Raw genomic sequence first — 12,261 nt, forward strand, 5'->3', positions numbered from 1 at the left:
TTTAACAAAAAAAAAAACAATGTCAAGTTTTTTATCAAACAGGCCAAAAAATTTTTACGTTAGGCTATTCGCATCAACTAAAATTTGCTACAATAAAGTATCTTATGCAGTAAGGAGTAAACCCATGGGTGGACATTCACACTGGGCCGGTATTAAACACAAAAAGGCCCTCGTAGACGCCAAAAAAGGCAAAGTATTTACAAAAATTTTACGGGAAATCACGATCGCCGCTAAAATGAGCGGCGGCAACCCCGACCAAAACCCGCGCTTGCGCAAAGCCGTAGATGATGCACGCGCCGCTAACATGCCGTCCGATAACGTTAAACGCGCTATCATGAAAGGTACGGGCCAACTGCCCGGTGTATCGTACGAAGAAATCACGTACGAAGGATACGGCCCGGGTTCGGTGGCGATTATCGTAGAATGCACCACGGATAACAAAAACCGCACGTTCGCGGAAATCCGCAAAATTTTCACCAGCCACGGCGGCTCTATCGGCACGGCGGGTTGTGTGTCGTACATGTTTAAAAGCAAAGGCATGATCGTGGTAAAGAAAGAAGATATTTCCGAAGACGATTTAATGAACTTGGCCTTGGAAGCCGGCGCGGAAGACGTGCGTACTTCCGGTGATGTGTATGAAGTAATTACCAACCCGGATATGAACGAATTGGAAGCCGTCAAAAAAGCCATTGAAGCCAAAGGCATTACCCCCGAATCGGCCGATTTGACCATGTTGCCGGATACCGACGTCAGCATTACGGACGAACATACCGCCGAAACGCTGATGAAAATGTTGGAAGCGTTAGATGATCACGACGATACAAAGAACGTCTATGACAACTCCAACATTGACGAAGCCGTCGCGGCAAAACTCAATGCCTAACGGCGCGGATAAAACCGTTACCGTATTAGGGATTGACCCCGGTTTAGACAGAACGGGATGGGCGATTGTAACACGAAACGCCCGTTCCGTTCTTTCTTTGCGTGCGTGCGGTTTAATTCATACCGACGCCGGACAGGAATTACCTAAACGGCTGGATTATATCTTTCGCCAACTTCAGCAAATTTTAAAGACCTACGCCCCCGACCAAGTAGCCATGGAACAAAACTTTTTCTTAAAGCGCGCCACCACCATGGCAAATACCGTTATGACGCGCGGTGTAATTATTTTGGCGTGCGAACAAGCGGGCAAAGAAATTACGTTTTATCCCCCCCGCCGCGTTAAAATGATGATTTGCGGTACGGGCACCGCCGATAAAAAACAAGTCCAGCGCATGGTACAACTCACGCTGAACTTGGATAAAGCCCCATCGCCCGACGATACGGCTGATGCGGTAGCCATTGGAATATGCCACTTAAAAACGGCTCCGTTAGCCAGTCAAATCAATTTGAAAGCGGCGTTTTTAGAAAAACTAAAAGCCGCCCGCGAACAACAAATTAAAAAGAAACGTTAAAAGCGTACCGCACAATTTCTATGAGGACTTCCAAATGTGTTCGTTTGACACAAATACTTGCATAGTTTTTCTGACATGGCGGAAGTTCCCGGCCAACAATACATCTCACCGCCATAATACTTTTCTAAAGTTATAGCGTACTTACTTGAATAACAGGCAAACGAATTATTACCAAGTCCACCACTCGCGTAGCACGAAAAATCATTGACGGTAAGCGGAGTTTCAACGGCCAACAAACTGAAATCTGTAGTGTAATCTCCGTTTGCCAATCTAAATACTTCTTGTGCGTTTTCAATGCTTTTTATTACAGGTAACATCCGATTTACACGTGCTTTGGCAACGGCTAAATTATATTGCGGGAGCGCCACCGCCGCTAAAATTCCGATAATCAAAACCACTACCAATAATTCTATAAGCGTAAATGCTTGGTCATTTTTCATCAAAGTTCTCCTTATTTGATATTCAACATCCTTTAATATATTTTAACAAAAAAAACAATGTCAAGTTTCTGTTTATGCCGACGGTAAAATAATAAATAATGTAAAATATATATATGCAATTTATTGATTCTCATGCCCACTTAAACGATCCCGCCTTTAACGCTGACCGCGACGAGTTAATTACTACGTGCTTACCGCAGGCCGGCTTGTGCGCCAGCATTGAAATCGGTTGTTCTACCGACGAGTGGCAAGAAACGTTAGACTTATCTGCTAAATATCCCGGTTTTATTGGCGCGGTGCTAGGCGTTCATCCGGAATATGCGCCGAAATATAACGCTCAAGAAGAAGCCCGACTTTCCGCACTTTTACAAGATAAACGCGCGCTTGCGGTAGGTGAAACGGGGCTAGATTATACGTGTTTGGATAAAGCAAACAAAGATATCCAACACCGCACTTTTTTACAAATGATAGACCTAGCCAACCACACCCGAAAACCGCTCGTACTGCATGTGCGGCGCGCAGGCGAAGATTACAGCGCGTACGACGATACATTTACCGCACTAAAACACCATTGGGCCGGTAATTGTCAAACCATTTATCCCGGCGTGCTGCATTGTTTTTGTGCACGCTACGAAGAAGCCAAAAAGGCACTGGATTACGGATTTTTGCTCGGTATTAACGGTTGTTTTACCTACAAAAAAAATGAGTATATCCGCGAAGCCGTCAAAAAGGCCGGGGCCGATAAAATTATTTTAGAAACCGATTGTCCGTACTTGTCCCCCCAAGGCAAACGCGGCACCAGAAACGATCCGTCCAATATCCCTTTAATTGCACAATACGTAGCCGATTACTTGGATGTACCGTTGGAAAAATTAGCCGAACTAACTACGCAACATACAAAACAGTTGTATGGATTACCGTAAATTTGTTATATTGCTTATACGAGGGAATGTATGAAAAAAACTTATCTTTTTATATTATGCACCGGCTTAGTTTTGGCTGGTTGTACATCTAAAGAACAGGACGAAAAAATCAAAGTTTTTTGGGGCAATCAACTTTTTGATGTCATGATGAAAGCCTCCGCTAAAAACCCGGCCATGTTACAAAAAAACATGCCGCTTTCAGTAGTTCAATCGGCTTCGGTACGCCCGCAACACGTCATGTCCGACAAAACCAATCATATGACGGGCAATATATCCACGGTGAACACCCATGGGAATGTGACCACTCAAAATGCATCTAAAACGCCACAAGTTCAAGTATTAGACGTCACAACGGAAGAAGATATCTTGCCGGGCAAAGCCCCTTATGCAGAACGGGTGCGCATGACCAGCGCCTTGGGACACGTGCAAGAAAACAATCAAGCCATCTTAAAAGATTTACAATCTACCTTCGGTGAAGAAGTAAAAAATTCGGCATTCTATATTACTTTAGACACCGAACGTAAACTTAAAAAAGAAGCGGCCGCTGCCTTAAATTATAAGGCTTATGTAGCGCGTCAAACACAAATTTTGGCCGAACAAGACAAGGCCATCAAACAACTCATGCAACAAAACAAGAGCAGTTTGCGCCGCATCAAAAATACAACTGCTGTTAATTAAAAACAGTTTTATTATAAACTCCGGTTTCACCGCCGGAGTTTTTTATTTTTATAGCCGTAAAAGAGACTTCTCTTTTTATACCCAAAATGGTATGCTAATGTTTTCAAGTCGTATCAATAAGGAGATTAAAAATTATGCGCATGATTGATATTATTATTAAAAAACGCAGTAACAAACCGCTTACGCAAGAAGAATTTAATTTTGTAGCGCAAGGGGCGGCTAAAGCAACCGTGCCGGATTATCAACTCTCATCTTTTTTAATGGCCTGCTTTTTGAACCCATTATCCGATAAAGAAACCGCTATGTTCACTAAAGCCATGGCGCACTCCGGCGGACGATTAGATTTCAAAAAAATCACCAAACTTCCCAAAGTAGATAAACACTCCACCGGCGGCGTGGGCGACGGAATTTCGCTCGCACTGGCCCCGCTCGTAGCCTGCGCGGGAGCGGCCGTGCCGATGATGTCCGGCCGCGGGCTCGGTCATACCGGCGGCACATTAGACAAATTAGAATCTATGAAAAATTTTAATGTGCGTGTCCCTGTGAAAGATATTTACAAGCAAATTCAAAAACTCAATGTATGTATGTTTGGGCAAACAAGCGATCTGGCCCCCGCCGACCGGAAATTATATTCCTTGCGCGATGCTTCCGGCTCGGTAGAAAGCCGCCCGCTGATTGTGGCAAGTATTTTGTCTAAAAAATATGCCGAAGGCGTGGATAGCCTTTTAATGGACGTCAAATACGGTTCCGGTGCGTTTATGCAAAAACTGGAAGATAGCCGCAAACTGGCCCGTGCGCTTGTTACAACCGCCAAACTCTTGGGTATTAAATGCCGCGCCCTGATTACTTATATGGACCAACCGTTGGGCCACGCTATCGGTAACGCGAGCGAAATGCGCCAAACCATTGAAATTTTGAAAGGTAATAAAAATCTCGCGCCCGACTTCTACGCATTATTAGTAGAAGAAGCCACCCAAATGTTGCTTATCAGCGGCGCACAAAAAGACGCTAAAAAAGCACGTAAATTAGTAGAAGAAAAAATTGCCAACGGCCAAGCCGCCGCCAAACTGCGCGAAATGATTAAGTGGCAAGGCGGTAATCCGGCCGTGGTGGATAAACCCGCCGTTTATTTCAAAGATGCTAAACTCAACTACGAACTCAAAGCCGACAAAAACGGTTACGTGGAACATATTGATGCCAAAACCGCCGGTTGCGCGGCTGTACTTTTGGGAGCCGGCCGCAACACCATGGAAGACGCCATTGATTACGGCGCGGGTATTTGGCTAAATAAAAAAGGTGGAGAGCCCGTCAAAAAAGGCGACGTGATTGCCACTATTTACGCGTCTGACAAAAAGCGTTTAGAGGCGGGCGTAGCCCTGTTCAAAACGGCCGTCAAAATCGGTGCTAAAAAACCGGCCGCGTATAAGATTGTTAAAGAAGTGATTAAATAAAAATTAGTTTTCCTAAACCCCCGTTTATCAAGCGGGGGTTTTATAATGGACAAAGAGGCCCATCAACAGACCACTATCAAAAATGATAAAATGATGTTATGGTTTCGCCTTTCAAAATTCTCGCCAAAGATTCGTCTTGCAAAGCCCGTACCGGCATCCTTTATACCCGGCATGGCGCCGTTCATACGCCTGTATTTATGCCGGTAGCCACACAAGCGTGCGTCAAAGCGCTTACCGACGAAGATTTGGAAAACGCCGGAGCCGAATGTTTGCTTTCTAATACCTATCACTTATATTTGCGCCCGACGACAAAAATTTTACAAACGATGGGCGGTATCCATAAGTTTATGCATTGGGGCGGCAGCATACTGACCGATTCGGGCGGGTTCCAGGTGTATAGTCTTTCCAAATTCCGTAAAATTAACGAAGAAGGCGTTACTTTTCAATCTCACCACGACGGAAGCAAACATCTTTTTACGCCGGAAAATGTGATTCAATTTGAAAGCGAAATCGGTTCGGATATTTGGACGATGTTAGATGTATGTATCCACGCCAAAGATCCGTCCAAGCACGATGCGCGCGAAGCGTTAAATATCACCAAACGTTGGGCCGAACGTGCCGCCAAAGCCTACGCTAAAACCGTTGCCGAACAGCAAATTTCCCAGCAAACAGACGGTTCTTTTTCCGTCGGGAATTCATTATTATTCGGCATTATTCAAGGCTCTATCTTTCCCGATTTACGCAAAGAAGCAGCCCTGCACATGGCCTCCCTTCCGACGCACGGCTATTGTTTAGGCGGGCTTTCGTTGGGTGAAACATTAGACCAAATGAATGACTCTGTTTTAGCCGTTACCGAAAATCTGCCCGAGCAAAAACCGCGCTATTTTATGGGGCTTGGTACTCCCGTAGAAATGCTAAACGCCATTGAACGCGGTGTGGACATGTTTGATTGCGTATGGCCCACACGCGTAGGGCGCAACGGAATGGCCATGACCAGCACCGGACGTGTGAACATCAAAAATGCCGAGTACCGCACGCAAGAAATTCCGCTGGACCCGCAGTGCGATTGTTACACTTGCCGCCGTTTCTCACGCGCGTATTTGTGCCATTTGTACCGCTCGGCAGAACTCACCAGCCACCGCTTAATGAGTATCCACAATATCCGCTTTTTAATCCGCTTAATGGAACGCGCCCGAGAAGCCATTACAAACGGCACGTTCTTATCTTTCAAAGAAGAAGTTATCCGCCAATATTTAGCAAAATAAACGCATAAGAATAACATAAAAAAACTCTCGCGCGGAGAGTTTTTTATATAAGTCTAATTGGCTGTTGAATCAGATACAGGTTTTGGTTTAGACGTGCGCGGAAGCAAACTAAACAAAATAAACGCACTGAACATTTGTAACGTAAAGGCCAGCGATATAGAAACATACTGATAAACTTTCAAAAATTGCAAAGACGGGTCCGGCCATAAAGAATAAACTACATTTCCCAAAAAACGCACGAGTGGGAATAACGTAAAATCAGCATTGGTAAGCAAAGCCATCACACCTTGCAACACCGCCAAGGCCCACACTTGCCGTTCACCTAGCAAGATAAAAGCCACTTGTCCCGCATATAACACCAAAAATCCAACATGCAACCGCAACAATATACCACTGTGCGAAATATCCCGCCACACCAGTATCGTGTTAGACAATAACCCAATCAGGCAAAAGAAAAATACTATTTTTACCCAAATGTTCAAGTCCCAAAAACGCTGCAATAGTTTTAACATATTAACGGTTTAACGATAAGGTTTTTTTGCATTTATAAATTTCTTGCGCTTGCTCAATAAGTCCATCTAAAATTTGCGGGTATTTTTCACCGCACGCTTCAAACAATTGCGGATATAAACTCGTTTCGCTCATACCGGGGATTGTATTGATTTCGGAAAAATAATACGCTCCGTTTTTATCCATCAAAAAATCAACCCGGGCAAGGCCGCTTCCGTTTAATGCGTGAAATACAGCCACACTATCGGCCCGCATTTTAGAGGCAATATCGGCAGGAATATCCGCCGGTACTTTCGTCTCACATCCGCCTTCTACCAGATATTTGGCGTTGTAATCAAAAAATTCTCCGGCTAGCATACGCAACTCACCGCAAGCAGAAGATTTAACATTTTCCCCTTGTCCGTAAAGCGCACAGAAAATTTCACGCGCATGGTCAACGCCTTTTTCTACCATGACATCCGTGTCAAACGACAAGGCAAAATCTATGGCGGGTTTTAATTCATCCAACGTTTTTACTTTACGCACCCCCACCGACGAGCCAAGCCGCACCGGTTTAACAAATACCGGCAAGCCTTGTTTTTCCACCCATGTTTTCAAAAAATAGGTGTTGTAAGGTATATTTTTATGTATGGGGAAAAACGGCAAAACGGGCACTCCGGCGCATTGGGCCAACAGTTTCGTAACCACTTTATCCATGCCGATTGCCGAAGGAAGCACCCCACATCCCACATAGGGAACGTCCAACGTTTCCAAAAATCCTTGCAAGGTGCCGTCCTCGCAATTAGTACCGTGAACCACCGGAAAAAACACATCTATTTTGGTTTTCCACGAACCGTCAAACGCCAGCAAATTAGCCGCCTGTGCAATAACGGGCGTGATAGGTTTATCGCTCGCTTGGTGCGGGCCACAGGCTTTTTGCAAAAACCAAAAGCCCTGTTTATCAATAAAAATAGGATAGACAGTATATGCCTGCGGTTTTTCGGCAAGTACCCGGCAAACAGTTTGCGCACTATGAATGGAAACTTCGTGTTCGGTAGATTTTCCGCCGTATAAAACAGCTACTTGTAAAGGTGCCATATTAGCGATCCTCGTTGAAAATAGACCATTTGATACGCCCGATAAAATTATCGGTTTTCTCTAAAAAGTCTTCCCCTTCCGACAAATCCGGATCCGTTTGAACAGGATCTGCTACTTTAATTTCGGGCAAGTCAGCCGAAGTTTGCACTTTAGGGGTAGCCGTCTGGGTAATTTCCATAGGGCTTTCTTCATGCTCTTTTACAGTAGGTATTTGAGCAGACGGAGCGGGAGGAACCGATTTAGCAGATGTATTTTGAGGCGCTGCCGGGGCCGGTTTCGCTACCGGTTTTTCCGGTTGCACATTGGACGCTTGCGTATTTTGCGCTTGTTTAACAGGCATGACTACCGGAATAACCGAGGGCGTCTGATGCGCGTCTAACAATTGTTGTTCCAATTGGGCTTGACGGGTGGACAGTTGGCGGTTTTGTTGGGAAAGTTGTTCATTTTTCTCAAATAATTTTTCTTGCCGATGTGTGAGATCGTCATTTTGGCGCGCCAATTGTTCGTTTTGCTCAAACAGCAACGCTTGTTTTTGCGTCAGTTGTGTATTTTGGAAAGCAAGTTGTTCGTTCTTCTCAAACAATTCGGCTTGTTTTTTCGTCAATTGAGAACTTTGTTGCGCCAGTTGTTCATTTTGGGCGAACAATTGCGCTTGTTTTTCCGTCAATTGAGTATTTTGGAAAGCCAGTTGTTCGTTTTTCTCAAACAGTTGGGTTTGCTTATCATTAAGTTGTGTATTTTGTTGTGCCAGTTGCTCATTTTGCGTACCAAGCACTTCAATCTTTTGTTTCAACTGTTCAATGACAGCATCATTACCGTTGATTTTTTCCACCAAGGCTTTGAAGTTTTGTTCCAATTGGTCTTTTTCACTGCGTACCGCATCCAATTCGTTTTGCGTGGCTTGCAGTTGGACGGTGAGTTCATCGCGTTGGGTTTCCAACGAGCGGACCGTTTCTGCATAAATAGCCTGTTGGTTTTGGCTTTGTAACGAACTGTTCTCTTGCAAAGAGGCTATTTCTTCACGTAACGATTGCAATTCTTTTTCTTTTTCTTCTAATTGAATAAGCAGTTGTTCTTTTTCCGCAGCGGCTTCGTGCAGTTTGATATTTTCGGTGCGCAACGTCTCAATTTCCTCTACTTGTTTCATACAAGTATCGGAAATTTCTTTAAGTTGTGTTTCCAAACTGTTTACACGTTGCTCATATTCCTGACGGATAGAAACAATACGTCCTTCAAAATCAAACGATTTGAATTTTTCTTCGGCCTTATTCAACTGGTCACGCAAGGATAAAATTTCTTTGGCTTGCTCGGCCGATTTTTTAAGGGCTTCCATTTTTTCCTGTTGCACTTTTTTGATTTCGCGATCAAGCGCGCTATTGACGGCTTTTAATTGGGAAGCCTTTTGGTGCAAACTGGAAATAATACGTTCTTTTTCGGCTTGTTCTTCCTGTCGGCGACGTTCTTGCACTTCACGGTAAGCATCCGGCTCGTATTGATAAATAGGAGCATGATTGACCGGACGGGACACCGTATCAAAACTGCGTTGCACATCGGGCTCGCGCCACGAGAACGGACGTTCCTGTTGGGCACGGGATAGATTTTCTACACTGGCACGTAAATTAGCAATAGAGAAGGAAAGATGTTGGATGAAAGCATCGCGGTCTTTTTGACGTTCCAAATGTTCGCGCGTATGGGCCAGTTCAGCCATGATCTTTTCGTTTTGCCGTTCGGAAACGTCAAATTTTTCTTCCAACTCTTGTACTTTTTGTTCTAATTTCTCAAAACTATGCGCGTACTGGTTAGATACGTCTTCGGACGCAACGTCCTCTCGCGCGGCAGTAGGCGTGAAATTAAATGTATTTAAGTTGGGGTCTTGAAACTTCTCTAAAAATTGGGCGATATCGCCTTGTCCGTTGGACGAATTGTTCTCTGTTGCCATAATGCTCCCGTATGCACGCGTATGCGCGTATATAGTTTATTAAACCACAATAGGCAGGCTGCTGTCAATGTTTTTTTAAGACGGAATTTCTAACGGAATTTTGACACAACGTATTATTGATAATTCGTTTTCTGATTTCGCCCGCGAGATAAAAAGAACCCGTTACCAGCACCACTTCGGCTTGTGCACGGATAAAAGCGGCGGAAATATCAGGGATAAATTGCCAACCGGGCGGTAATAAAGGGGTGATAAGATTTTTCCCCGCCGCCCGAGGCGAAGATACCGCGGTTACTGTCCCCGTCTTAAAACAGGCCGAAAGCATAGAGAGCATCTTTGGATAATCTTTATCTTGCATAAACGCGCAAAGCACCGTTGCGTGCTTTTGGGCAAACGGCGTTGTTTGCCAAAATGCGAGTAAATTTTCTATTGCCTGTGGGTTGTGCGCACCGTCTAAAATGATTGTTTTTTTGCCGCAAGAAAAAATCTCAAACCGTCCCGGCACTTTAACCGTTTCAACGGCGTGCGCGATTACTTCATCCGGAACTTTCAAAAATTTTGCCGCGCGGCACGCTAACTCTCTGTTTTGCGCTTGGGCATTTCCAAGTGAATTTTCCGCATGCAGTATTTCTAGCGGTGCCTTTCTTTCGCGCGCAATTTCTTCTACTACGCGCTTAACACCAGACGATAAATCTCCGCACAAAACGGGTACACCGGGTTTAATAATACCCGCTTTTTCGGCGGCAATTTTCGAAAGTGTGTCGCCTAAAATTTGTGTATGGTCTAACCCAACGGAAGTAATAATAGACAAAACAGGCAAGCAACTATTCGTCGGATCTTTACGACCGCCAAGGCCTGTTTCCAACACAACATACGTAACCTTTTGTTCGGCAAAATAAACAAAAGCAGCCGCCGTCAAAATCTCAAACAAATTAAGCGGCTCTTGTTCGCAAACAAGCACTTTTTCCACTGCATTTATAAAATCTTTCGGTGCAATTTCAATACTGTCAATTTGCAAACGCTCCGTCGGACTAGTCAAATGCGGCGAAATAAATAGTCCGGTTTTTTCCCCCGCGCCGGTAAGCGTGTGCGCAAGCAGCATGCACACCGTTCCTTTGCCGTTTGTGCCGGCCACGTGGATAATTTTGTAATTTTGTTGCGGATTTTTTAGACGCGCAAGCAGTTCCTTAAAAGCCGCCAAACCCGCTCCGCTATGTGACGCGGTGCGGGTTTGCAAAGCGGAAAACCAATCGTTAAAATTCATCTTTATCGGGGTTATAGCGGCGGATAGTCGCCCCGAGCGCGGTAAGTTTTTCTTCCAATTTTTCATAGCCGCGATCAATGTGATACACGCGTTCCACTTCCGTTTCTCCATCGGCACACAACCCGGCCATCACGAGGGCAAACCCGCCGCGCAAATCAGACGATTGCACATGGGCGGCCGATAACTTTTCCACGCCCGTAATACGCGCAACACTTTTTTCGGTAGAAATGCGCGCCCCCATACGCACAAGTTCCGGCGCGTGCATAAAACGGTTTTCAAAAACGGATTCATCTACTTCCGCTGTTCCGTTGCACAAGGTCATCAGCGTCATCCAAGGGGCTTGCAAATCGGTAGCGAAACCGGGATACGGCGCCGTGCGGACACCTAACGGTTTAATTTCTCCGTCGTAAGCGTGTACGTGCACAAAATCGGTACCGATGTCTAATGAAAAACCGGCTTCTTGCAAATCTTCCCATAAAATTGCGTTATGTTCCGGCACACAACCGGCCACGGTTACATCCCCACGGGTGGCGGCGGCCGCTAGCGCATACGAGCCCGTTTCAATACGGTCCGCCACTACGGTATGTTCGGCTCCGTGCAAGGCTTTCACACCGCGAATAATCAGGCGGCCTTTATCGTCGGTATGGATATCCGCGCCCATTTTATTTAAGAAAGCGATAACATCATCAATTTCCGGCTCTTTGGCTACATTTTCCAAAATCGTTTCGCCGCCAATTAAACACGCACACATGAGCAAATTTTGCGTGGCGCCCACACTGGGAAACCGGAGTACAATTTTAGCAGGTGAAAGTTTGTCGGCATGAATAAGTACGTTTCCGGCTTTTACTTCACACTGTGCGCCTAACTTTTCAAATCCTTTTAAGTGGATATCTACCGGGCGCACACCGATAGCACACCCGCCCGGCAGCGGAATATCCGCCTGTTTGAAACGCGCTAAAAGCGGCCCGGCTACCCAAAAACTCGCGCGCATTTGTTTGACAAGTTCATACGGCAAATCATTTTTAAGTTGGCCATTCGCTTCCACCGTAACGACGTTATTTTGATACGTTACTTGTTTGCCTAAATACTGCAAAATTTTAAGTGTCGTGCGCACATCACGCAAATTCGGCACGCGGTGTAAAACACATTTTTCGTCGGTAAGCAACGTGGCTACCAAAATAGGAAGGGCCGCATTTTTACTGCCGCTGATGTGTACGGTACCTTGTAATTTTTTTCCGCCTTTAATTAAAAACCTGTCCATAA

12 protein-coding genes are annotated in these 12,261 nt (G+C 45.2%); 6 read left to right on the top strand and 6 right to left on the bottom strand.

Annotated elements, in window-relative coordinates; translation table 11 throughout:
• Positions 1-124: 124 nt before the first annotated feature.
• Together ACQY3H_RS01040 and ruvC are read left to right on the top strand one after the other, a co-directional pair.
• Complete coding sequence (locus tag ACQY3H_RS01040) at positions 125-883, top strand: YebC/PmpR family DNA-binding transcriptional regulator (protein ID WP_428073954.1); 759 nt, start codon at positions 125-127, stop codon at positions 881-883.
• A complete protein-coding gene (ruvC, locus tag ACQY3H_RS01045) occupies positions 834-1,454 on the top strand; it encodes a crossover junction endodeoxyribonuclease RuvC (protein WP_428073956.1) in 621 nt (206 codons plus the stop codon). The genes ACQY3H_RS01040 and ruvC overlap by 50 nt, the downstream gene beginning before the upstream one ends.
• Here ruvC and ACQY3H_RS01050 read toward each other — a convergent pair.
• Positions 1,451-1,894 (bottom strand): type IV pilin protein, encoded by a 444-nt coding sequence (locus ACQY3H_RS01050; protein ID WP_428073958.1) that lies wholly within the window; start codon positions 1,892-1,894, stop codon positions 1,451-1,453. The genes ruvC and ACQY3H_RS01050 overlap by 4 nt on opposite strands.
• 113 nt (positions 1,895-2,007) lie before the next feature.
• On the opposite strand from ACQY3H_RS01050, the gene ACQY3H_RS01055 reads away from it, so the two are divergent.
• From ACQY3H_RS01055 to tgt, 4 genes are all read left to right on the top strand, one after another.
• A complete protein-coding gene (locus tag ACQY3H_RS01055; RefSeq protein WP_428073960.1) occupies positions 2,008-2,817 on the top strand; it encodes a TatD family hydrolase in 810 nt (269 codons plus the stop codon).
• 30 nt (positions 2,818-2,847) lie between these two features.
• Positions 2,848-3,495 carry a hypothetical protein gene (locus ACQY3H_RS01060; RefSeq protein ID WP_428073962.1) on the top strand — a complete coding sequence of 216 codons (648 nt, stop codon included), beginning with the start codon at positions 2,848-2,850 and terminating at the stop codon, positions 3,493-3,495.
• A 134-nt stretch (positions 3,496-3,629) separates the two neighbouring features.
• Positions 3,630-4,946 (top strand): thymidine phosphorylase, encoded by a 1,317-nt coding sequence (locus tag ACQY3H_RS01065; RefSeq protein ID WP_428073964.1) that lies wholly within the window; start codon positions 3,630-3,632, stop codon positions 4,944-4,946.
• Between the two features lie 98 nt (positions 4,947-5,044).
• On the top strand, positions 5,045-6,211 hold the full coding sequence (tgt, locus tag ACQY3H_RS01070; RefSeq protein WP_428073966.1) for a tRNA guanosine(34) transglycosylase Tgt: 1,167 nt from the start codon (positions 5,045-5,047) through the stop codon (positions 6,209-6,211).
• Positions 6,212-6,264: 53 nt separating this feature from the next.
• Here tgt and ACQY3H_RS01075 read toward each other — a convergent pair whose 3' ends face one another.
• The 5 genes from ACQY3H_RS01075 to murA form a co-directional block, all read right to left on the bottom strand.
• Positions 6,265-6,723 (bottom strand): hypothetical protein, encoded by a 459-nt coding sequence (locus ACQY3H_RS01075; protein ID WP_428073968.1) that lies wholly within the window; start codon positions 6,721-6,723, stop codon positions 6,265-6,267.
• Between the two features lies 1 nt (position 6,724).
• Positions 6,725-7,798, bottom strand: a complete 1,074-nt coding sequence (locus ACQY3H_RS01080; protein WP_428073970.1) for a D-alanine--D-alanine ligase family protein — start codon at positions 7,796-7,798, stop codon at positions 6,725-6,727.
• A 1-nt stretch (position 7,799) separates the two neighbouring features.
• The gene (locus ACQY3H_RS01085; protein WP_428073972.1) at positions 7,800-9,737 is read right to left on the bottom strand and encodes a hypothetical protein; all 1,938 of its coding nucleotides are present in this window, start codon (positions 9,735-9,737) and stop codon (positions 7,800-7,802) included.
• A gap of 64 nt (positions 9,738-9,801) precedes the next feature.
• Positions 9,802-11,064: a bifunctional folylpolyglutamate synthase/dihydrofolate synthase gene (locus tag ACQY3H_RS01090; RefSeq protein ID WP_428073974.1), complete on the bottom strand. Its 1,263-nt coding sequence runs from the start codon at positions 11,062-11,064 to the stop codon at positions 9,802-9,804.
• Positions 10,988-12,259, bottom strand: coding sequence for a UDP-N-acetylglucosamine 1-carboxyvinyltransferase (murA, locus tag ACQY3H_RS01095; RefSeq protein WP_428073977.1), 1,272 nt, complete (start codon positions 12,257-12,259; stop codon positions 10,988-10,990). The genes ACQY3H_RS01090 and murA overlap by 77 nt, the downstream gene beginning before the upstream one ends.
• Positions 12,260-12,261: the final 2 nt, after the last annotated feature.

This window comes from Candidatus Avelusimicrobium luingense (assembly GCF_902757105.1).
Classification (GTDB): Bacteria; Elusimicrobiota; Elusimicrobia; order Elusimicrobiales; family Elusimicrobiaceae; genus Avelusimicrobium; species Avelusimicrobium luingense.